The 20,450-nt window shown below is 65.1% G+C and carries 21 protein-coding genes; 13 read left to right on the forward strand and 8 right to left on the reverse strand.

What is annotated here, in order from left to right; translation table 11 throughout:
- Positions 1–53: 53 nt before the first annotated feature.
- Both JQ592_RS01605 and JQ592_RS01610 read right to left on the reverse strand, forming a co-directional pair.
- Entirely contained in the window at positions 54–728 is a 675-nt protein-coding gene (locus JQ592_RS01605) for a response regulator transcription factor (RefSeq protein ID WP_011085905.1), read from the reverse strand.
- A 229-nt stretch (positions 729–957) separates the two neighbouring features.
- Complete coding sequence (locus tag JQ592_RS01610) at positions 958–1,113, reverse strand: hypothetical protein (RefSeq protein WP_183241076.1); 156 nt, start codon at positions 1,111–1,113, stop codon at positions 958–960.
- A gap of 250 nt (positions 1,114–1,363) precedes the next feature.
- On the opposite strand from JQ592_RS01610, the gene JQ592_RS01615 reads away from it, so the two are divergent.
- The 9 genes from JQ592_RS01615 (at position 1,364) to JQ592_RS38715 (ending at position 11,130) form a co-directional block, all read left to right on the forward strand.
- A complete protein-coding gene (locus tag JQ592_RS01615) occupies positions 1,364–2,359 on the forward strand; it encodes a Ku protein (RefSeq protein ID WP_211401174.1) in 996 nt (331 codons plus the stop codon).
- A gap of 59 nt (positions 2,360–2,418) precedes the next feature.
- Entirely contained in the window at positions 2,419–2,655 is a 237-nt protein-coding gene (locus tag JQ592_RS01620; protein ID WP_211401175.1) for a hypothetical protein, read from the forward strand.
- A 132-nt stretch (positions 2,656–2,787) separates the two neighbouring features.
- Positions 2,788–2,970 carry a hypothetical protein gene (locus JQ592_RS01625; protein WP_211401176.1) on the forward strand — a complete coding sequence of 61 codons (183 nt, stop codon included), beginning with the start codon at positions 2,788–2,790 and terminating at the stop codon, positions 2,968–2,970.
- A gap of 192 nt (positions 2,971–3,162) precedes the next feature.
- Positions 3,163–3,327, forward strand: coding sequence for a Flp family type IVb pilin (locus JQ592_RS01630; RefSeq protein ID WP_211401177.1), 165 nt, complete (start codon positions 3,163–3,165; stop codon positions 3,325–3,327).
- A 150-nt stretch (positions 3,328–3,477) separates the two neighbouring features.
- On the forward strand, positions 3,478–5,019 hold the full coding sequence (locus JQ592_RS01635; protein ID WP_211401737.1) for a thymidine phosphorylase family protein: 1,542 nt from the start codon (positions 3,478–3,480) through the stop codon (positions 5,017–5,019).
- A complete protein-coding gene (locus JQ592_RS01640; RefSeq protein ID WP_211401178.1) occupies positions 5,016–5,936 on the forward strand; it encodes a ribose-phosphate pyrophosphokinase in 921 nt (306 codons plus the stop codon). The genes JQ592_RS01635 and JQ592_RS01640 overlap by 4 nt, the downstream gene beginning before the upstream one ends.
- Positions 5,933–7,522, forward strand: coding sequence for an MBL fold metallo-hydrolase (locus JQ592_RS01645; protein WP_211401179.1), 1,590 nt, complete (start codon positions 5,933–5,935; stop codon positions 7,520–7,522). Before JQ592_RS01640 ends, JQ592_RS01645 begins: the two co-directional genes overlap by 4 nt.
- A 297-nt stretch (positions 7,523–7,819) precedes the next feature.
- Positions 7,820–10,573: a beta strand repeat-containing protein gene (locus tag JQ592_RS01650; RefSeq protein WP_211401180.1), complete on the forward strand. Its 2,754-nt coding sequence runs from the start codon at positions 7,820–7,822 to the stop codon at positions 10,571–10,573.
- A gap of 341 nt (positions 10,574–10,914) precedes the next feature.
- Positions 10,915–11,130: a hypothetical protein gene (locus JQ592_RS38715; protein ID WP_349630433.1), complete on the forward strand. Its 216-nt coding sequence runs from the start codon at positions 10,915–10,917 to the stop codon at positions 11,128–11,130.
- 130 nt (positions 11,131–11,260) lie between these two features.
- Here JQ592_RS38715 and JQ592_RS01660 read toward each other — a convergent pair whose 3' ends face one another.
- The 6 genes from JQ592_RS01660 to JQ592_RS01685 form a co-directional block, all read right to left on the reverse strand.
- Positions 11,261–11,566 carry a putative quinol monooxygenase gene (locus JQ592_RS01660; protein ID WP_211401182.1) on the reverse strand — a complete coding sequence of 102 codons (306 nt, stop codon included), beginning with the start codon at positions 11,564–11,566 and terminating at the stop codon, positions 11,261–11,263.
- Between the two features lie 95 nt (positions 11,567–11,661).
- On the reverse strand, positions 11,662–12,339 hold the full coding sequence (locus JQ592_RS01665) for a type 1 glutamine amidotransferase domain-containing protein (protein WP_211401183.1): 678 nt from the start codon (positions 12,337–12,339) through the stop codon (positions 11,662–11,664).
- Positions 12,340–12,465: 126 nt separating this feature from the next.
- Positions 12,466–13,101, reverse strand: coding sequence for a hypothetical protein (locus tag JQ592_RS01670; RefSeq protein ID WP_246820083.1), 636 nt, complete (start codon positions 13,099–13,101; stop codon positions 12,466–12,468).
- A 6-nt stretch (positions 13,102–13,107) separates the two neighbouring features.
- Complete coding sequence (locus tag JQ592_RS01675; protein ID WP_211401184.1) at positions 13,108–15,363, reverse strand: xanthine dehydrogenase family protein molybdopterin-binding subunit; 2,256 nt, start codon at positions 15,361–15,363, stop codon at positions 13,108–13,110.
- A gap of 1 nt (position 15,364) precedes the next feature.
- Positions 15,365–15,829 (reverse strand): (2Fe-2S)-binding protein, encoded by a 465-nt coding sequence (locus JQ592_RS01680; protein WP_211401185.1) that lies wholly within the window; start codon positions 15,827–15,829, stop codon positions 15,365–15,367.
- Between the two features lie 82 nt (positions 15,830–15,911).
- Complete coding sequence (locus tag JQ592_RS01685; RefSeq protein WP_211401186.1) at positions 15,912–16,847, reverse strand: helix-turn-helix domain-containing protein; 936 nt, start codon at positions 16,845–16,847, stop codon at positions 15,912–15,914.
- 338 nt (positions 16,848–17,185) lie between these two features.
- Here JQ592_RS01685 and JQ592_RS01690 point away from each other — a divergent pair, with 338 nt between their 5' ends.
- The 4 genes from JQ592_RS01690 (at position 17,186) to JQ592_RS01705 (ending at position 20,419) form a co-directional block, all read left to right on the forward strand.
- Positions 17,186–17,941 (forward strand): alpha/beta fold hydrolase, encoded by a 756-nt coding sequence (locus JQ592_RS01690; RefSeq protein ID WP_246820085.1) that lies wholly within the window; start codon positions 17,186–17,188, stop codon positions 17,939–17,941.
- 40 nt (positions 17,942–17,981) lie between these two features.
- Positions 17,982–18,995 (forward strand): aldo/keto reductase, encoded by a 1,014-nt coding sequence (locus tag JQ592_RS01695; protein ID WP_211401187.1) that lies wholly within the window; start codon positions 17,982–17,984, stop codon positions 18,993–18,995.
- An 82-nt stretch (positions 18,996–19,077) separates the two neighbouring features.
- Positions 19,078–19,920 carry a VOC family protein gene (locus JQ592_RS01700; RefSeq protein WP_211401188.1) on the forward strand — a complete coding sequence of 281 codons (843 nt, stop codon included), beginning with the start codon at positions 19,078–19,080 and terminating at the stop codon, positions 19,918–19,920.
- Positions 19,921–20,047: 127 nt separating this feature from the next.
- Positions 20,048–20,419, forward strand: coding sequence for a putative quinol monooxygenase (locus JQ592_RS01705; RefSeq protein WP_349630440.1), 372 nt, complete (start codon positions 20,048–20,050; stop codon positions 20,417–20,419).
- The last annotated feature ends 31 nt before the right edge of the window (positions 20,420–20,450 follow it).

The following is a 20,450-nucleotide window of genomic DNA, read 5'->3' on the forward strand; positions in this document are numbered from 1 at the left end:
GTCATGACCGGACCAAGGGCCCTGTTCGGCCTCCCGTCAAGCCTGAGAAGGCCTCAAGCGCCGGGCGCGGGAGGCGGGGTCAGGAGATAGCCGAGGCCGCGGACGGTCTGGATGATGTCGACGTCGAGCTTCTTGCGGATGCGGCCGACGAACACCTCGATCGTATTGGAGTCGCGGTCGAAATCCTGGTCGTAGAGGTGCTCGACCAGCTCGGTGCGGGAGACGACGCGCCCGGAATGGTGCATCAGGTAGGCCAGAAGCCGATATTCGTGCGACGTCATCTTGACGGGGTTGCCTGACACGCTGACCCGCCCGGTCCTGGTGTCGAGCGTGACGGGGCCGCAAGAGAGCTCGCTCTGGGCATGGCCGGTGGAGCGGCGCAGCAGCGCGCGGATGCGGGCCAGCACCTCCTCCAGATGGAACGGCTTTGCGACATAGTCGTCGGCGCCGGCGTCGAAGCCCTGGACCTTATCGCTCCAGCGGTCGCGCGCGGTCAGGATCAGGACCGGCATGGTGCGGCCGTTGCGGCGCCAAGCCTCCAGCACCGAGATGCCGTCCTTCTTCGGCAGGCCGATGTCGAGCACCACGGCATCGTACGGCTCGTTGTCGCCGAGATAGTGTCCCTCCTCGCCATCGAAGGCGCGGTCGACGACATAACCGGCGTCCGTCAGCGCTTTGGTGAGCTGGCGATTGAGATCGGGGTCGTCCTCAACAACGAGCAGGCGCACGCTTCTCTCCAGACATAGGCAGCATGAACACGCGCCGAGATGAGCAATTCCGGCGTGAACTGAATATGAACGCGGGGAACCGCCGACGTTATTTTTTGGTCATATACGACCTGTCGTCCGCCAACGCGACTGCGCCCGCCAGGCAGCCGGACGAACCGGCGGCCTGGCGGGCGCAATGTGCCGCGTTACGCGGCGATTAGGAAGACCCGGAGCGTTCCGGTCGGGGCCGTCAGGTCCGGAAGAACACGAACCAGATGACGGCGAGGATCAGGATCGCCAGCCCGGTCGAGATGGCGAGCAGCGCCGCCACCGACGGTCCAGGTTCGCCCTGGCGCGCTTCGGTCGAAGTCTCGACGATCTGACGCTGCTCTCGCGTGGTTGCCATGGTGACCTCAATCTCTGGCTGTCGCCTCCGATGGCCGCGACCTCCTCGCGGCCAGATAAGTCTGGGGCAACGCGTGATCATCCGCGATGTTCCGGGCGCAGGGCCGCGGCGGCTCTGCGCACAGCGCAGGCAGCGCAAGCCCCGCCCAGCGGTTAACGCCGTTGCGAGATTCCGCCCCGTCGCTTGCTATGATTCGTTGTTCCCCGATGGTATCGTTGTGAGGTGTCCCCTGTTGCGTTTGGAGTAGCCCATGGCCCCCCGCGCCAATTGGAAGGGTTTTCTGCGTTTGTCGCTCGTGACCTGCCCGGTCGCGCTCTATCCGGCCACTTCGGATACCGAGAAGGTCTCCTTCAACCAGATCAACCGCAAGACCGGCCACCGGATCAAGTACCTCAAGGTCGACGCCGAGACCGGTGACGAGGTCACGTCCGAGGACATCGTCAAGGGCTACAAGGTCGACACCGACACCTATATCGAAGTCACCAAGGACGAGCTCGACGACATCGCGCTCGACTCCACGCACACGATCGAGATCGACGAGTTCGTGCCCAAGGCCGACATCGACAACCGCTATTTGATCCGCCCCTACTATCTCGTGCCGGACGGCAAGGTCGGCCATGACGCCTATGCCGTGATCCGCGAGACCATCCGCAGCATGGACAAGGTCGCGATCGGTCGCGTGGTGCTGACCAACCGCGAGCACATCATCGCGCTGGAGCCGCTCGAGAGCGGCCTGATGGGCACGCTGCTGCGCTACCCCTACGAGGTGCGCAGCGAGCAGGAGTATTTCGACGACATCCAGGACGTGAAGCTGACCAAGGACATGCTCGACCTTGCAAAGCACATCGTGGAGAAGAAGTCCGGCGCGTTCGAGCCCGAGCTGTTCGAGGATCACTACGAGACCGCTCTGATCGATCTCATCAACAAGAAGCGCAGCGGCATGCCCATCACCGCGAAGGCGGCGCCGAAGACGGGCGGCAACGTCATCAACCTGATGGACGCGCTGAAGAAGAGCCTCGCGACCGAGAAGGAAGCGGCGCCTGCGGCGAAGGTCGCCAAGGAGGCCGTCAAGGGCAAGAAGCCGAAGAAGCGCGTCGAGGGCCAGCGCGAGATGCTGCTGCCGATATCAGGCAAGGGCGGCAGGGACGCCGCGGCCAAGGCGCCCCCCAAGGAAGCGACCAAGGAAGCTTCGAAGAAGGCCGACAAGCCGGTGCGCGCGCCGGCGCGGGCGAAGAAGGCCAGCTAGCGGCACCCGGCCTTTCGATCGCGCCGTGATGTCCCTCCCCTCCGGTCGGCCGGCCTGACATGCCCTGGTCGGCGGCGTTCGACGATCCGATCGCGCTCTCCAATGGGCGCAGGCTGCGGACGCTGCAGGAAGCGGCCGATCACATCATGCAGCTGCCCGAGGATGCGCAGCACACGAGCCACTGGCAGACCGCGATCGAGACCCTGATCCAGGCGGCCGAGACGGGCGGCGGCTGGATGATGTTCGCCCGAATCGCGATGTTGCGGGCGCTGAACGCGGACACACGCCGCAAATAGCCTCAACAATCCGTTAAGCCGCATCTTAACGCCCGCGAGGCGCCACGTAGTCCTACGGAATAGAAAATTAACCCTCGATTCCCTTTGCGTAAGACATGGTCGCGCGTCGATTGAAGCCAAGGTTTGCGCGCGGTGCAACAGCCGGACGCCAGCAAGAACTATATCGGCCTCGTCAACGACACGACCGAGGACAAACGCCTTGCCGACAGCGCGGCGCGGTCGCAGCCGCGCATCATGATCTATCTGGCCGGGCGCCTCGCAGCCGCGCTGAGACGCCCCGGCAAGGCCGCGTCCGGATGCGCGATCAAATCCTGAGACAGCGACGACACGGTCGAATGCACCTGCATCGGGTGACGAAACCTTAAATCAAGGAAGGCAGTATATAAGGCCCGAGGTCGGGACCATCCGGCCTATTTGGCGTGCGCGCGCCGCGAAAAACTTAGTGAATCAATTTACCATTCCGAAAACGGCACCAGCCTACGTTAGACGGATGAAGAGGAGTTGACGATGGCTTTGCTCAGGTCCTTTCTTGCCGATGAAAGTGCAGCCACCGCTATCGAATACTGCCTGATCGCCGCCGGCATCGCGCTCGCGATCGTCACTATCGTGAACAACACGGGCAGCGCGCTGCTGAACAACAAGTTCAATTCGATCGACGCAGCCACGAAGTAGGCGGCGTACCCGGCCCGCTCCGGCCTTCCGAGATCGACGATATCGTCGCGGCGCATGGCCCTGCGGCGTCGCAGACCATGATCTGGGTCAACAGCACAGCGGCGGCGACGGCTAAGCATGGAAGCCGAGCTTCCTGCTGCCGGCCCGTCCATGCCTCCAGACTTCCCGCGCTCCCAACTGAAGATCCGCCGCGTCCGCCTCGACACCGGCCGCGAAAATGTCGTCGTCATCTCCAGGCAATCGAAGGCGCTGCGCGCGGAGATCTTTCGCGGCTTCAGCCGCGTCGAGCTCCGTCGGGGCGGCAAGGTGCTGCTGGCGACGCTGCTGATCACGGACGACGACGCGCTGGCGGCCCAGGACGAGATCGGCCTCTCCGAGCCCGCCTTCCGCCGTTTCGCCGAACCGGTCGGCACGCCAGTCACGGTGACGCCGGCCTCGCCTCCGGAGAGCCTGGAAGCGGTGCGCGCGAAGATCCACGGGCGAACATTGAGCCAGGCCGAGATCGGCGCGATCATCAACGACCTCGCGCATTACCGCTACTCCGACATGGAGATCGCGGCCTTCCTGATCGGCTCGGCGAGCTTCATCACCAGCGATGAGCTGCTGGCTCTCACCGGGGCGATGGCGAAGGCCGGCACGCAACTGGTGTGGCCCGACCCTGTCGTCGTCGACAAGCACTGCATCGGCGGCATTCCCGGCAACCGCACCTCGATGGTGGTGGTACCGATCGTCGCCGCGCACGGCCTGCCGATCCCCAAGACCTCCTCGCGCGCCATCACCTCGCCCGCCGGCACCGCCGACACGATGGAGGTGCTGGCGCAGGTGAATGTCGGCGTCGAGGAGATGAAGGCGATCGTCTCGGCCTGCAACGGCTGCCTGATCTGGGGCGGGCACGTGAACCTGTCGCCGGCCGACGACGTGCTGATCTCGGTCGAGCGCCCGCTGAGCCTCGATACCCGCGAGCAGATGGTCGCCTCCATCATGTCCAAGAAGATCGCCGCAGGCTCGACGCATCTGTTGATCGACATTCCGGTCGGGCCGACCGCGAAGGTCACGAGCGCGGTCGAGGCGATGCGGCTGCGCAAGCTGTTCGAATTCGTCGGCGACCGCTTCGGGCGCACGGTCGAAGTGATCACGACCGACGGCCGCCAGCCGATCGGCAACGGCATCGGGCCGGTGCTCGAGGCCAATGACGTCATGGCGGTGCTCGGCAACGAGAAGGACGCGCCGCGCGATCTGCGCGAGAAGTCGCTGCGGCTCGCCGCCCATCTGCTGGAATACGATCCGAAGCTGCGCGGCGGCTCCGGCTATGCGCGGGCACGCGAGCTGCTCGACAGCGGCGCGGCACTGAAGCAGATGCAGAAGATCATCGACGCCCAGGGGCCCTCGACAAGCAGCACCGAGCTAGGATCGCTCAGCTTCGACGTCAAGGCGGCGCATGACGGCGTGGTGTCCGCGATCGACTGCCTGCGCCTCAATCGCCTCGCCCGCACCGCCGGCGCGCCGCTCGACAAGGGCGCGGGCATTCGCCTGTTCAAGAAGATCGGCGACCGCGTCGAGCAGGGCGAGCCGCTCTATCGCGTCTACGCCTTCGACCGGCCCGAGCACGATCTGGCGGCCTCCGCCGCCGCTGCGGAGAACGGCTACGCCGTCAATGGCCACGGCGCTCCTCAAGGCAAGACCGCGTCGTGAGCACGATCGCGTTCCAGACCCTGCCGTTCGGGGCCGAGGCAGCGAAACGCCTCGCGGTGCGGCTCGGGCTTGCCTGCGACGAGATCGCCCTGCACCGCTTCCCGGACGGCGAACTGCGCGTCACGGTCGCGCCCGCGGCCGACACCACCATCCTCTATGCCGCGCTCGACCAGCCTAACGACAAGCTGATCGCCCTGCTGTTCGCCGCCGAAGCGCTGCGACGCGCCGGCGCCAAGCGGCTGGTGCTGGTCGCGCCCTATCTCTGCTACATGCGGCAGGATATTGCGTTTCATGCGGGCGAGGCCGTCAGCCAGCGTGCCACGGGCGCTCTGCTCGCGAGGATCGTGGACCGTGTCATCACCGTGGACGCGCACCTGCATCGCACCAGCGACATCGGCGCCGTGTTTCCCGGGATCGAGGCCGAGAACCTGTCCGCGATGCCGGCGGTCGCGAACGCCTTGGCAAAGGCCGGCATCGATCCCGCGACCGTTGTGATCGGCCCCGATGCCGAATCCGAGCCCTGGGTGAGAGACCTCGCGGGGCGGCTGGGCTTGCAGCATACGGTGGCGCGGAAGATCCGGCGCGGCGACCGCTCCGTGGAGATCATGTTCGACGATGCCGCGCTACTCGCGGGACGGCCGGCGCTGATGGTCGACGACATCGTCTCCTCCGGGACGACGCTGATGGTCGCGGCGAAGACGTTGAAAACGATCGGCGCAACCGCCGTCGATTCGATCGTGACACACGCGCTGTTTCCGCCTGCAATGATCGCTGCATTCACCGAGGCGGGCATCCGCTCCATTTGCTCCAGCGACAGCGTGCCGCATCCGACCAACGCGATCGCGCTCGACGACATCCTGGCCCCGTCGCTCGCGCGCGAGCTCAAGCCCAAATTTCCGCCGGAGACCACGACATGAGCGTAACCGTTCGATTTTGCGGCGCCGCCCGCACCGTGACCGGTTCGAGCTATCTGTTCCAGACCGCCACCGGTCGCTTCCTGGTCGATTGCGGCCTGTTCCAGGGACAGAAGACACTGAAGGCACTGAACTACGGCGCGTTCCCATTTCGCCCGGCCGACATCCAGGCGGTGCTGCTCACGCATGCCCATATCGATCACAGCGGACTGCTGCCGAAACTCGTGCGCGAGGGCTTTGACGGCCCGATCCTGGCGACGCGCGGCACCATCGACCTCTGCTCCTGGATGCTGCCGGACGCCGGCAGCATCCAGGAGTCCGAGGTCGCGCAGCTCAACCGGCGCAACGCGGCGCGCCGATGGAAGGAGGTCGTGCCGATCTACACGCAGGCCGACGCGACGGCATCGCTGCAATCGTTCCGCCCGGTCGACTATGAGCGCTGGACCGACGTGATCCCCGGCGTTCGCGCACGCTACTGGAATGCCGGCCATCTGCTCGGCTCCGCCTCGATCGAGCTGGAATTCAACCAGCCCAGCCGTGAGCGGCCGTTGCGCGTGCTGCTTTCCGGCGATGTCGGACCGGAAGCCAAGCTGCTGCAACCCGATCCCGAGGCCCCGGTGGACCTCGACTACGTCATCTGCGAATCCACCTATGGCGACCGCGTGCGCGCCGTCACCACACCCGAGCAACGACGGCAACACCTCGCCGGCGAGATCCGCGAGGCCGCGGCCGCCAGGGGCGCCCTGCTGATTCCGGCCTTCGCGGTCGAGCGTACGCAGGAGCTGATCGTCGACATCGTCCACCTGATGGAGCGCGGCGAAGTTCCGGCGGCGCCGATCTTCCTGGATTCCCCGCTCGCGATCCATGCCACCGAGGTCTTCCGCCAGCACGCCGCGAGCCTCGATCCCGGCGTCGACGTCGACCGCCTGCTCAACTCGCCGCATCTGAAATTCACCGAGACGGTCGCCGAGAGCAAGGCGATCATGCGCCTGACCGGCTTCCACATCATCATCGCCGCCAGCGGCATGTGCGACGCGGGCCGCATCCGCCATCACCTCAAGCGCTGGCTGTGGAACGAGCGCGCGACCGTGTTGCTCTCCGGCTTCCAGGCGCACGGCACGCTCGGCCGCTTCCTCCAGGACGGCGCCAGGGCGGTGCGGATCCAGGGCGAGGAGATCAGGGTCGCGGCGCGCATCCGCATGATCGACGAATATTCCGGACATGCCGACGCCGCGGGGATGGCCGGCTGGATCGCGGCGCGCCGCCCGATCGCGCGCGGCCTGTTCCTCACCCATGGCGAGCAGGATGCGATCGCCGGACTTGCCGAGCGGCTCGCCGAACGCATCCTCCCGGCCGCAAAAATCTATCAGCCGGTGCTGGACGACATCTACGAGCTCGCAGCGGCCGAGCCGCGCGTCCTCGACGTCGACCATCGCCGCCGCCTCGCGCCCGAGGCCGTCACGCATCTCGACTGGCACAACGAGATGTCGGAGCTGATGCTCGACATCAGCGACAAGGTCGCAGCCGCCGCCGACGACCGCGCCCGCGGCGTCATCATCCGCAGGCTGCGGCGGGCGTTGAATGAGTAGAGCAGCGCCGGAATAGCGTTGGGCGACACGGCGCCTTCACAAACTCGTCATTGAAGCGCTGCTGCATGGGCCCCGGCACAGCAGCTCGCAGTCTCGTTTCACGAGTGATGTGACCGCACTCTCGAAAATCAAGCTGCCCTCAAGGAAAACAGGAGCCAGCCCGAAGGCTTCCGTCAAGCCGGAACTGCCATCTCGGCCTACAGACGTGGTCATTTGCCGTTCACCGCGGGCATCGCGAAAAAGCGTCGCGATACCGCCCGCGGTTCGTTTCGGCGATCACGCAAGCGAGAAGCACACATGGCTGTCACAGCAAATTTTTCCGCCGGAATTCTCTCCATCTTTGGCAATGGCCTGAACAATACGATCGCGGTAGGCCGCAATGCGGCTGGAACGATCGTCGTCAACGGCGGCGCGGTCACGATCAAAGGCGGTCCCGCGACGGTCGCCAACACCAAGTTGATCCAGGCCTTCGGCCAGGACGGTAACGACATCATCACCATCGACGAGAGCAACGGCGCGATGCCCGCGGCGAACCTGTTCGGCGGCGCCGGCAACGATACGCTGACGGGCGGGTCCGGCGGCGACATGCTGTTCGGCCAGTCCGGCAACGACACGCTGTTCGGCAAGGGCGGCAACGACCTGCTGTTCGGAGGCTCCGGCAATGACGTGCTGGTCGGCGGCGACGGCAACGACCAGATGTTCGGCGAAGCCGGCGACGACCGCATGATCTGGAACCCCGGTGACGACAGCGACCTGATGGAAGGCGGTGCAGGCACCGACACCGCCGAGGTGAACGGCGGCAATGGCAGCGAGACTTTCGCCATCACGGCCAACGGCACGCGCGTCCGCTTCGACCGCCTCGAGCCGGCGCCGTTCTCGCTGGACATCGGCACCACGGAGGACCTCGTGGTCCATGCTAATGGCGGCGATGACCTCATCACCGCCACCGGAAATCTCGCCGCGCTCATCACGCTGACGCTCGACGGCGGGGCCGGCAATGACACGATCCTCGGCGGCAATGGTGCGGACCGCCTGCTGGGCGGCGACGGCAACGATTTCATCGACGGCAACCAGGGCAACGACACCGCCTTGCTGGGCGCCGGCAACGATACCTTCCAGTGGGATCCGGGCGACGGCAGCGACAAAGTCGACGGTCAGGCCGGAGCCGACACCCTGCTGTTCAACGGCTCGAACATCGGCGAGAACATCGCCCTCTCTGCCGCCAGCGGCGGACGCGTTCTGCTCACCCGCGATGTCGGCAACATCACGATGGACCTCGACGGCATCGAGACCATCACGATCAACGCGCGCGGCGGCAGCGACAACATCGTCGTCAACAACCTTGCTGGCACCGATGTCAATCAGGTCAATGTCGATCTCGGGTCAGCGGGGGCCGGCGACGGTGCGGCCGATACCGTGACGCTCGAAGGCACGTTAAGTGCCGATACGATCCAGGTGTCCGGCTCGAGCAATTCGGTTTCGGTCACGGGCTTGCCCGCCGCCCTCGCCATCAGCAACGCGGAAGGCGCCAACGATGCGCTCGTCATCGAAGGCCTTGGCGGTAATGACACGATCTCGGCGGCCATGCTTGCAGCGGGGGTCGTGCACCTGACGATCGACGGCGGCGCCGGCAACGACACGATCACTGGCAGCGCCGGCGGCGACACACTGATCGGCGGTGACGGCAATGATACCGTCGTCGGCGGCCGCGGCGATGATCTCGCGCAGCTCGGCGACGGCAGTGACGTGTTCCAGTGGAATCCAGGCGACGGCAGCGACACCGTCGAGGGCGGCGCCGGCGTCGATACGCTGCGGTTCTTCGGTGCCAACATTGCCGAGAATATCGTCATTGCGGCGAACGGCGATCACGCCCGGCTCACGCGCGACGTGGCAAACATCACGATGGACCTGCACGGGGTCGAGCAGGTCGATGTCCACACGCTGGGCGGCGCCGACCATATCGCGGTGGGGGACCTGACCGGGACCGACGTGACGCAGGTGAATATCGACCTCGGTGGTTCAGCCGGCACGGCCGACGGCGCCGTCGATACCGTCTCGGTCGATGCGACCCAGGGCGCCGAGACGTTCGGCGTCAGCGGCAATGCCGGCGGCGTGACCGTGTTCGGCCTGCACGCAGCCATCAACCTCGCCTTCATGGACGCAACCGATCAGCTGACGCTCAACGGCATCGGCGGCGACGACGTGATCGACGCCAGCGGGCTTGCTGCCGGTGTGCTGCAGCTGACGATCAATGGCGGACTTGGCAACGACACCGTTCGCGGCAGCCAGGGCGACGACGTGATCAACGGCGGCGACGGCAACGACGTCGCGCTGATGGGCGCGGGCAACGACACGTTCGTCTGGAATCCCGGCGACGACAACGACACGGTCGAGGGCCAGGGCGGCACCGACACCCTGCTGTTCAACGGCGCCAACATCGCCGAAACCATCAACATCTTCGCGAACGGCGACCGTGCCGAGCTGACGCGGGACGTTGCCTCGATCACGATGGATACGCACGGCGTCGAGACGATCGCGTTCAATGCCCGCGGCGGCGCCGATACGATCAATGTCGGCGACATGAGCGGGACCGACGTGACTGAGGTCAAGATCGACCTCGGCGGCGTTCCGGGCACCCCTGGCGGCGACGGTGCGGCCGACAACATCGTGATCAACGGCACCGGCGGCGACGACGTCATCACGCTTTCGCTTAACAGCAATGGCGCGCTGGTGATCGACGGCCTGGCAAGCCAGGTCGTGATCGAGAACTTCGACTTCAACGACACCATCACCATCAATGGCCTCGGCGGTAACGACGTGATCGAAGCGTCAGGCGTCGGTCCCGGCGGGCCGCACCTCGTTTTCGACGGCGGCGCCGGCGACGACGTGCTCATCGGCAGCGCGGGCAACGACACGCTGCTCGGCGGGCTCGGCGACGATGTGCTGATCGGCGGCGGCGGAACCGACGTGCTGGACGGAGGTCCCGGCGACAACATCGTGATCCAGTCGTTGCTGGCACAAGCGAGCTTCCACGCGGGCACGCTGTTCTGAGCCGACTCGTGCTTCGCCCGGCGATGGCATGTTTTGCTCGCCGGGCGATGCAACCGACCGTAGTCCGGATGGAGCTTTGACGGCCGTGGGAGTCCTGATACTCTGCGCCCCGTCGTGGCTCGGCGCGCCATGCGATCAATCGTTAAACCAAAGCTGCCGAGAGGATGCGGATGAGAAGCGTGACGCTCCTGGCTCTCAGCCTCGTGTTTGTCGGCGCATGGTCGCACGATAGCGCGAGGGGCCAGACCTCGGTCGCGCCGCCGGTTTCGCTTGCTCCGCCCGATGCATCGCCACCGCGCCCGAGTGCCAGGAACTCCAAGCCCAGAGGCGAGCCTGGACGGGTGACGACGGACAGAACTCCGCCGGCGGCGCCGAATCCGGCCGCCGACTACGACGGCTTCAGCGTCGGCACCGTCGACGACAATGACACCCCGAGCCGCGTGACGCCGCCTGTGCGGTCACGCGCCGCAAAGGACAGCAAGTCCAATCTGGATGACCTCGATCAGGAAGACGGCGCGTTAAAGCGAAAGCTGATGATCTGCCAGAACTGCAAATAGGACGTTTGTCCACTGGCCGGCCCGAACTGCGGCTGTGGCCGTTCGCAAGTTCGTAGCCCGGATGGAGCGCGGCGAAATCCGGGGCGCAGTTCGCGCGGATGCAATTACTTCAAAGGTTTGCTGACGGCGTTTACCTGCCCCCAACCTCAACCGCTTCCAAGACCACGGCCGTCCGATCAGCCAGTTCGGGAATTTTGGCCAGGTAGGCCTGATAATGCGGCGTGGTTCGGTGAGCTTCGACGGCCGCAACGTCCCGGTACAGCTCGTCGAGAACGTAGCGATCTTCATTCGATGTGTCGCGCCAGACATCCCAGTGCAGGTTGCCAGGCTCGGCCCTGGAATGCGGTGCCATGCCGACAAGCAGTGCTCTGAGTTCATCGGACTTGCCCGGGCGAGCAACCAGGATAGCGGTGATCTTGGATGGCGATTGCGTCATTCGATAGCTCCCGATGCGGGGGTAAACGCGGCTTTTGGAGATGCCGAGCCCGTCCCCCGCGAATTGCGTCCACTCCGACATTTCAGATGTTCGTGTCACCGGTCCTGTCGCTTGAGGGCGGACAGCAACTCCTTTCCCAGCGGTCCGGCCGAAGCGGGGTTCTGCCCCGTGATGAGCCGGTCATCGACGACGACGTGAGGCTGCCAGTTGGCGGCCGACGAGTACTCGGCACCCTCTGCCCTCAACGCGTCCTCCAGCTCGTAAGGCACATCATCGCGGGCGTAGTCGTATTCTTCCTTCTTCGAGAAGGACGTGAGCTTCTTGCCGCGTACGAACGGGGTGCCATCACCGAGGTTGACGCCAAGCAGCGCGCACGGCCCGTGACAAACAGCGGCGACGAGCTTGCCAGTGCTCCAGGCGCGCACGATGGCATTCTGGACCGTTGCATTGCGCTGGATGTCCACCATGGGCCCAAGACCGCCGGGCACCAGGATGGCGTCGTAGTCGGCGGCGTCCACCTCGGACAATTTGCGACTGCGATTCAGGCGGCGAAAGGCTTTGCTCGCGAGAAAATCCTTCTGAGCGGGATCTTTCTCGTCGTACGCATCGTAAGGCGTCCATCCCCCGGCCGGGGACGCGAACTCCACCGCGACGCCCGCCTTGTCGAGCACCTCGAAAGGATGGGCGACCTCGGCGAAAAAGAAGCCGGTCTTGCGATTATGCGGACCGAGCACGGCTGCGTTGGTGACGATGAAGAGGACATGTTGGGTCACGGTTTTCTCCTTGGAATAACGCTGTGCACTCGGGCGGCCAGAACGCCACGACTGGCCGACCAACAACTTTGTTGCCGAGATCCCGTTCCCACCATTGGGATCGCGTTGGCGCGACGCGGAGAACGGTCAATTCGGACACGGCTGCCCCGCCGCGCCCCAGATCGCCATGTCCTTGACGTGATCCTCGAAGGTGCCCGGCGGCGTCGAGCGGCCTGCTCCGGGGGCCCATCCCCTCGGAATGAAGCCGTTCAGAGACGCATCGTGCCGCAAATGGTCGACGAGGCCGGCGGCGTCGCGGCCGCCATTGCGCTTGGGATCCTTCAGCTGCGCGCAGATCTCGGCGCCGCTCTTGCCGAACCAGATGAAAGCCACCGGCGCGAGCTGCCAGTCGATGCCGGCGCGCGGCGGCGACGGTGCCGGCTCGTTCGCCTGGGTCGAGGTCATGTGGCAGGTCGAGCACGGAATCGCCTCCGCGCCGATGCGGCTCTCTCCGCCATGGATGTTCATGCCGTGCACGCGAGGCCTGGTTTCGCCTGCGGGCGTCCATATCGGGATGGCCTTGGCATCGACGTGGCAGTTGGCACAGCGCGGATGCGTCACCACGGCTTCGATCCGCTTCCAGGCGTCCACCCCCTCCGCCCGGCTGACGCTGCCCGGCGGCAAGACATCTTTCCTGGCTTCGTCCTTGGCCGCGACAATGCCCGTGAGGGCTGCGATTGACGAAGCGGCAAGAACCACCGCGATCAGAGATCTCTTCATCATCCGTCCTCACACGAAATCGATGAACTTGTTGAAAGGCATCTCGCGGATGCGCTTTCCGGTCGCCGCGAAGATCGCATTGGCGAGCGCAGGCGCGGCCGGCGGAACCGGCGGTTCGCCGACGCCTCTCACCTTCGGATCGTTCTCGAGCCCCCGAACCTCGATGACCGGGCACTGATAGATCCGCATCGCTTCGTGGTGATTGTAGTTGGTCTGCTGCACCGCGCCCTTGGCGTAAGTGAGCTCGCAATTGATGGCGTGACCGAGTCCCCAGATCACGCCGCCCTGCACCTGGTTCTCGAAATTGACGGGATCGACGACCTTGCCGACATCGACCGCGACCCAGACCTTGTCGATCCTGATGCCTTCCGGCGTCACCGTCACCTCGACGACCTCGGCGGTCGGGGTCCCGAACGACTCCACGAAGGCGACGCCGCGCCCCCTGCCGTTGCCGAGCGGTCCTTTCCAGTCCGACATCTCCGCGACCGTCTCCAGCACCTTGCGATAGTGCGGCACGGTGCACATCGCGATACGCGCCTTCATCGGATCGAGGCCCGCCGCATGGATCAGCTCGTCGATGAAGCTTTCGGTGAAGAAGCCCGATGTCGAGGCGCCGACCGAACGCCATGTGGTGCTCGGCGACAACCCTTGCGCCTCGTAGCTCGTGGCCCGGAAATTGGGGATGTCGTAATAGACGTTCCACAGGCCGGCGGCCAATTGCCCGTCGGGATCTTGCGAGGGCGTACCGGAACGTTCGAGCAGCCCCTTGAGCGGAGTCGTCGAGGCCAGTTGCAGATCGGCGGCGACGATCTTGCTCTTGTCGACGCTGCCCCGGTGCCTGGCGATCGCAATCTGCCGCGGAATGTCCTGAAGGAAATCTTCCTCGCGCGAGAACACGAGCTTGATCGGCGTGCCCTTCATCTGATTGGCGATCTCGGCGAGAACGCGGACATTCTCGTATTCGAGACGGTGGCCAAAACTTCCACCAGTCCATTGATTGTGGAAGGTGACCTGTTCCGGCTTGAGGCCGATCGCCGTCGCCGCGACATATTGCACGAAGCGGGGGCTCTGATGGCCGACCCAGATTTCCATCCCCTTGTCGGTGACGAGGCCGATCCCGTTGAGCGGCTCGAGCGGCTGATGCGCCACGTAAGGAGCGCGATACTCGGCCTCGACGCGCGTCCCCGTCTTCAGCCCGGCTTCGATATCGCCGATCTTCCGCCACTCCTTGCCCAGGAATTCAGGCTTGAACGAGGATTCCAGCACCTTCCAATGGTCGGCCTGCTCGGCGGGATACACCGAAGGCGCCCACTCGCACGCGATGGCGTCGACCGCCTTCATTGCGTACCAGCTGTTCGTCGCGATCACGGCGACGCCATTCTTGATCTCGAGGATCTTCTTGACCCCCGGCATCGCACGCGCCTTGCTGGCATCGTAGGATTTCAGCGGCTGCCCCTTGTTGGGGTTGAGCTTGACGGAGGCGTAGAGCATGCCCTCCATCTTCAGGTCGATGCCGAACTTCAGCTCGCCCATCACTTTCGAGCGGACGTCGAGCCGCATCATCGGCTTGCCGAGCATGCGCCATTTGGACGGGTCGCGCGGCTGCGCATCGAGCACCGGCGGAATCCTGGCGGCGTCCGCGGACAGGTCGACATAGGCGATCTTGGTCCCGTTGGGCAGGATCACATGGCCCGATTGGGTGCGCAGGTCAGCCACGGCGACGCCCGACCGTTTGGCGGCGGCGGCCTTCAGCGTCTCGCGGGCGACCGCGCCGGCAACACGCAGCTTGTCGTAGGTGTCCGGGATCGTGCTTGATCCGCCCGTCATTTGCAGGCCGGATTGCCTCAGCCATTCGAGCGTCTTGGCGCGCGCTTCCTCTGCGGCCGGGCTTTGGTCGGCGGCCACGAACGGGGCGAACTCGTCGGCGAAGCCTGTGTTGAAATAGGCGGGGCTTGGACCGGCGAAGCGGATTTCGAACTGGCCGGGATCGAGGTCCATCTCCTCGGCGATCATGATCGGTTGCACCGAGCCGACGCCCTGGCCGATGTCGGCGTGCTGCGCGATCAGCGTGATCTTGTCCGGGCTGATCTCGACCCAGGGGTTGAAGGTCACCGAATTCGCGCCGAGGCCGGCGGCCAGCGGATTGCCATCGGCGCCCGGCGCGGCCGCCTCAGCATTGCCATAAGCACCGAAAGCGATGCCGCCGGCGACTGCAGCGGAGCCGAAAACGAAAGCGCGGCGCGAAAGGGTCTGCATGTGGCCCATCTCACTTCTCCGCCATCTTCTTCGCGGCCGCCGCGTGGATCGCCGCGCGGATGCGCGGATAGGTGCCGCAGCGGCAGAGATTGCCGGACATCACCTGATTGATCTCGTCGTCCGTCGGATTGGAGATCAGATCGAGCAGCGAGATGGCCTGCATGATCTGGCCGGTCTGGCAGTAGCCGCATTGCGGCACCTGATGCTCGATCCAGGCCTGGAGAACCGGATGCTGCTCCCTCTTCTCCAGCCCTTCGAGCGTGACAACCGACTTGCCGGCGACCTCGCCGATATGCGCCTGACAGGACCGCACCGCCTTGCCGTTGATGTGAACGGTGCAGGCGCCGCATTGCGCGACCCCGCAGCCGTATTTCGGACTGGTGATGCCGAGCTCGTCGCGCAGCACCCACAAGAGTGGCATCTCGGGGACGACGTCGACCCTATGCTTGATCCCGTTCACCGTGAGCTCGATCATGTCGATGTGTCCCCTAACGGATCTGGTCGGCACAACAGCACTGCCTGATGGACGCTGAGCCGTATTCCCGATTCCTGCGGAATCATGCGCAATCCCTGCGGAGTGCCCTATCGGAACGATCGGTCTTCACGTCCGCCTGGCCGCAGCACAATTCGCGATATTGTCCCGGCGTGAGACTTGCGGCCTTGCGGAACACGCGCGTGAAATTGGCTTGCGAGCCGAAACCGAACTCCAGGGCAATTTCGACCAGAGACAAACGGTCGCGCGCGAGTTCTTGCCGAGCGGCCTGGACGCGGCGATCGGTCACGTAACGGTGTGGTGACAACCCGGTCGCTTCGCGAAACAGCCGGGAAAAATGATAGGGGCTGAGGCAGGCCTGGGCCGCCAGATCCTCGAGCCTGACGTCGCTGCCGAGCAAGCCCTCGATATAGTCCAGCACGCGCTGCAGGCGCCGCGGATCGAGCGCCGGCGACTTGTCGGGTGCGCGCCAGCGGTCGATCGTATAGTTCCCAAGAAGATGCGCCGCGAGCGCAACCTGGATGCCCTCCACGAACAGCGCGTCGGTCGGCTGGCGCGGGCGATGGAGCAGATCGCGAAGCGGCGAGCAGATGTGGAACAGCACCTGGTCCGCCAGACCGTGGGCGTAGGCGATCTCGACTTTTGCCGGATCGATATCAAAATCCGCAAGCGCGCTCTGGTCCAGCAGAGTGGGCGGAAGATAGAGATGAAGACATTCCATCCGGTCCGACAGCTCGAGATGACTCTCCTGCGTCCCGACGGGCACGAGGTAGCTCATGCCCGGCCGTGCGAGGCTCTTCTGGATTTCGCCATTGCCGGCCCGGCACACCATGCCGCCGCCTGACAGCACCATGACGATTTCGGTGCAGATGGGAACGGGCGTTGCCTGGCGTCCCGCCTCGAACTTGCGATGCTCGATGCTCAGCCCCGGCCAGTCGCTGGTCGCCGCGAGCTTCTCGCTGTTCTTGTATTTCTGATCTCCATGCGTCACGAGCGCCATCACGACCTCCGCTGGTTGCGGCGAATCCCGGCCCCGTATCGCGAGCGAGCGATCATTCCATCCGGTGATGAGTTGCAGCCCCGGCCGCTGCCACGCCGATCGCGAATTTCTCACAAGCGGCGACAGCGAAGTCCAGAGGCGGCGCGGTTAAAAGAGGTAAAAGCTAGGCAACGCAAAGGCTTGGAGCGCAGCGCGCCTGGCTTCGAAAGCTGGTCTCATCGCAGGATGAGCAAGATGCGTTCGTCATCGCGCAGGAATCGGAAATACCGCAATGCTCGCCTCCGCTAGTTGAGGGCCCATCAACGGCAATGCCGCCGTATCGAGGATCGGAGCCTGATATGAAGACGCTTATCTCCATACTTGCCGCAATGACGATCGCAACGGCCGCCCCCGCAATCGCGGCCGAGAGGACCGTTTCCATCGTTCTTGTCCACGGCGCCTTCGTCGATGGCTCGGGCTGGAAGGACACCTACGACATCCTCTCCAAGGCAGGCTATGAGGTGCTCGTCGTGCAGCAGCCGACGATCGCGCTGCGAGACGACGTCGCGGAGACCGAACGCGTGATCGCCAAGGCGCGGCATCCGGTCATTCTCGTCGGGCATTCCTATGGTGGAATGGTCATCACGGAAGCCGGCGACAATCCGAAGGTTCGCAGCCTGGTCTATCTCGCGGCATATGCTCCCGATGTCGGGGAGTCGGTCAGCACGCTGTCGGAAGCACCCGTGCCGCCCGGCGAGCACAAGGGTCCGCTGGTCACTGAGGGCAATTATCTCTTCGTCGAGCGCGAAAAATTCCCGAGCTCCTTCGCCGCCGGTGTCGACCCGGCCACGACCCGCTTCATGGCTGCGGCGCAATTGCCGTTCGGACTGCAGGCGGTGCAGACCAAGGTCGAGCGCGTGGCCTGGAAGACGAAGCCGACCTATTACATGGTGACGATGGAGGATCACATTATCCCTCCGAGCTTGCTGCGCACCATGGCCAAGCGCTCGGGCGCGAAGGTGACGGAGATCAAAAGCAGCCACGCGGTGATGCTGTCGCATCCGCGCGAGGTCGCGGCGTTCATCAGAAGCGCAGACACGTCCGCGACCGACTGAACACGGATCGTCCTGGCTGTCACACACAAGGACTCGCAACATGGCCCTCAAGGATATTCTGCCGGGACAATTGGGATTCGGCGCGGCGCCGCTCGGCAACATGTTTCGCGACATCCCGGAGCAAGAAGCGCTCGCGACGGTCAACGCAGCCTGGGACGACGGCATCCGCTATTTCGACACCGCGCCGTTCTACGGCGCGGGCCTTGCCGAGCTCCGCATGGGCGCTGCGCTGGCCGGCCGGCTACGAAGCGACTATGTCATCAGCACCAAGGTCGGGCGCCTGATCCTGGACGAGATCGAGGATGTCGGCAGCCGCGACCTCGGCGAGAAGGGCGGCGTCTTCCAATACGGGCGCCCGAACCGGATTGTGAACGATTACTCCGCCGATGCGACACTGCGCTCGATCGAGGACAGCCTGAAGCGGCTCGGCACAGACCACATCGACATCGCCTTCGTGCATGATGTTGCGCAGGATTTTTACGGCGACGAATGGCTTTCGGTGTTCGAAAGCGCGCGCAAGGGCGCGTTCAAGACGCTCGACCGGCTGCGCGACGAAGGCGTGATCAAGGCGTGGGGCCTCGGCGTCAACCGGGTCGAGCCGATCGAGCTGCTGCTCGCGCTCGAGGAGCCGCGTCCCGACGGCTTCCTTCTCGCGGGCCGCTACACGCTGCTCGATCATGCAAGGGCGCTCCAGCGGGTGATGCCGATGGTGGCGGAGCACGAGCTCGCGATCGTCGTCGGCGGCCCCTACAGTTCGGGCGCGCTGGTCGGCGGCCCGAATTTCGAATATGCGCCCGCGCCTCCGGAAATCCTCAACAAGGTGGCGCGGATCAAGGCCATCGCCGACCGCTACGGCATCAGCATGAAGGCGGCTGGATTGCAGTTTGCACTCGCCAACCCGGTGGTGGCAGCGGTCATTCCCGGTGCGAGCCGCCCGGGCCGCATCGCCGAGGATCGCGCTGCGCTCGAGGAATCCATCCCCGCCGATTTCTGGCGCGAGCTCCGTTCGGAAGGGCTCGTCAACGCCGCAGCTCCGCTTCCCGCCGCCGCTTGAGGTGCCGAGAGCGCAGCAGATTCATCCCGGCCGAGCAGCTCTCCGGCCGGCACGATAACGCACGCAGACGAAGGAGAACGACATGACAGATGAAGCAGACAACGCCACCGACATGGGCCGCCGCACCCTGCTCCAGACAGCCGGCGCAGCCGTCGTCACCGGCCTCGTCACCGGCACGACCGACGCGCGGGCCGCGACGCAAGACGGCATGTCGTCAGCAGAGCGCGACGAGGCGCCGCTCGGCGCGCGACTGCAGGGCGTCCAGCATTTCGGGCTGACGGTGCAGAACATGGAGCGCGCCTATCAGTTCTACACCGAGGTGCTCGGCGGCACGGAGGTGTTCCGTCACGGCGATTTCCAGGGCGACGGGGTGCAGAACACGCTGCTGGCCGACCAGGAGATCGAGGCGAATGCGCGCGGGGTCAATCCGCGGACCATCGGCGTTCCCGACCTCAGAAGCGGAGCGCAGCGGCTCGATGTCCGCTTCATCCAGTTCGACAACATGGTGCTCGAACTGCTGCAATATCGCGAGGCCGATCAGCCCATGGGCAGCGCAAAGAGCTTTGCCGAACCGGTGGAGCATATGAGCCCGGCCTTTCCGCGCATGATGCACATCTGCTTCTATGTTCGCGACGATGTCGATTTCAACAAGTTCATCGCCGACCTCGAAGCCGAATCCGCGCGCCGAGGCATGACGCAGGTGCGGGCGAACCGCACCATTCGCGTCATGACGGAGGCAGATCGCAAGGCCGCTCCCCGCAGCACCAACACAAACCGGGTGACCGCTGAACCCTCGAATGGCTGGGAGCTGATCTATTGCAAGGGGCCGGAGGGCGAGCAGCTCGAATTCGTCAAGGCGCTCGGCCCCGTCAAGAAGCGCTTCAGCGAGGCCCTGGCAAAGCGCCAACAGACAATCGTGCGCTGACCGTCAAACGCCGGGCGACCGGCTTCCGCTGATCGCCCGGCAAAGCGCCCACGATCTCAATGTGAAGGACTTCATCATGCAAACGCTCGTCCGCAATTCGCTTGGCGCGCTGCTGTTCGCCGCCGCGATGGCCATCACCGCGCCACCGGCCCTCGCCCAGGAAGCGCCGCGCGTGCGCTATCAGGAGATTCCGGAAGGCGCCTATTCGGTGGTGGCCCAGGTGCGCGCCAAGGCCGGGAAGGAAGACGCGTTGCGTGCGGCCACGCTTCCGCTGATCGACCTGGTTCGCGGCGATCCCAAGAACCTGGTCTATTTTCTCCAGGAAGACCGCGCCAAACCCGGTCATTTCATCTTCTACGAGGTGTTCGCGAGCCAGGCGGATTTCGACGCGCATAACGCGATGCCTTATGTGAAGGACTGGTTCGCCAAGCTGCCGGAGCTTGCCGATGGCGGCGTCGAGGTCATGCGCATGGCGGTTCTTGGCGTGCCCAAGAAATAGCCGGCGCCGGTGCGAGCCGTTTTGTCGCAGG

The organism is Bradyrhizobium iriomotense (genome assembly GCF_018129405.1).
Classification (GTDB): domain Bacteria; phylum Pseudomonadota; class Alphaproteobacteria; order Rhizobiales; family Xanthobacteraceae; genus Bradyrhizobium; species Bradyrhizobium iriomotense_B.

Excerpts from the sequence above, each read along its gene's own strand:
- JQ592_RS01700 (WP_211401188.1), top strand. The coding sequence starts at position 19,078 with ATGACAGATGAAGCAGACAACGCCACCGACATGGGCCGCCGCACCCTG.
- JQ592_RS01630 (WP_211401177.1), top strand. The coding sequence starts at position 3,163 with ATGGCTTTGCTCAGGTCCTTTCTTGCCGATGAAAGTGCAGCCACCGCT.
- JQ592_RS01650 (WP_211401180.1), top strand. The coding sequence starts at position 7,820 with ATGGCTGTCACAGCAAATTTTTCCGCCGGAATTCTCTCCATCTTTGGC.
- JQ592_RS01660 (WP_211401182.1), bottom strand. The coding sequence starts at position 11,566 with ATGACGCAATCGCCATCCAAGATCACCGCTATCCTGGTTGCTCGCCCG.
- JQ592_RS01675 (WP_211401184.1), bottom strand. The coding sequence starts at position 15,363 with ATGGGCCACATGCAGACCCTTTCGCGCCGCGCTTTCGTTTTCGGCTCC.
- JQ592_RS01615 (WP_211401174.1), top strand. The coding sequence starts at position 1,364 with ATGGCCCCCCGCGCCAATTGGAAGGGTTTTCTGCGTTTGTCGCTCGTG.
- JQ592_RS01690 (WP_246820085.1), top strand. The coding sequence starts at position 17,186 with ATGAAGACGCTTATCTCCATACTTGCCGCAATGACGATCGCAACGGCC.
- JQ592_RS01610 (WP_183241076.1), bottom strand. The coding sequence starts at position 1,113 with ATGGCAACCACGCGAGAGCAGCGTCAGATCGTCGAGACTTCGACCGAA.
- JQ592_RS01635 (WP_211401737.1), top strand. The coding sequence starts at position 3,478 with ATGCCTCCAGACTTCCCGCGCTCCCAACTGAAGATCCGCCGCGTCCGC.
- JQ592_RS01645 (WP_211401179.1), top strand. The coding sequence starts at position 5,933 with ATGAGCGTAACCGTTCGATTTTGCGGCGCCGCCCGCACCGTGACCGGT.
- JQ592_RS01670 (WP_246820083.1), bottom strand. The coding sequence starts at position 13,101 with ATGATGAAGAGATCTCTGATCGCGGTGGTTCTTGCCGCTTCGTCAATC.
- JQ592_RS01685 (WP_211401186.1), bottom strand. The coding sequence starts at position 16,847 with ATGGCGCTCGTGACGCATGGAGATCAGAAATACAAGAACAGCGAGAAG.
- JQ592_RS01620 (WP_211401175.1), top strand. The coding sequence starts at position 2,419 with ATGCCCTGGTCGGCGGCGTTCGACGATCCGATCGCGCTCTCCAATGGG.
- JQ592_RS01705 (WP_349630440.1), top strand. The coding sequence starts at position 20,048 with ATGGCCATCACCGCGCCACCGGCCCTCGCCCAGGAAGCGCCGCGCGTG.
- JQ592_RS01680 (WP_211401185.1), bottom strand. The coding sequence starts at position 15,829 with ATGATCGAGCTCACGGTGAACGGGATCAAGCATAGGGTCGACGTCGTC.
- JQ592_RS01695 (WP_211401187.1), top strand. The coding sequence starts at position 17,982 with ATGGCCCTCAAGGATATTCTGCCGGGACAATTGGGATTCGGCGCGGCG.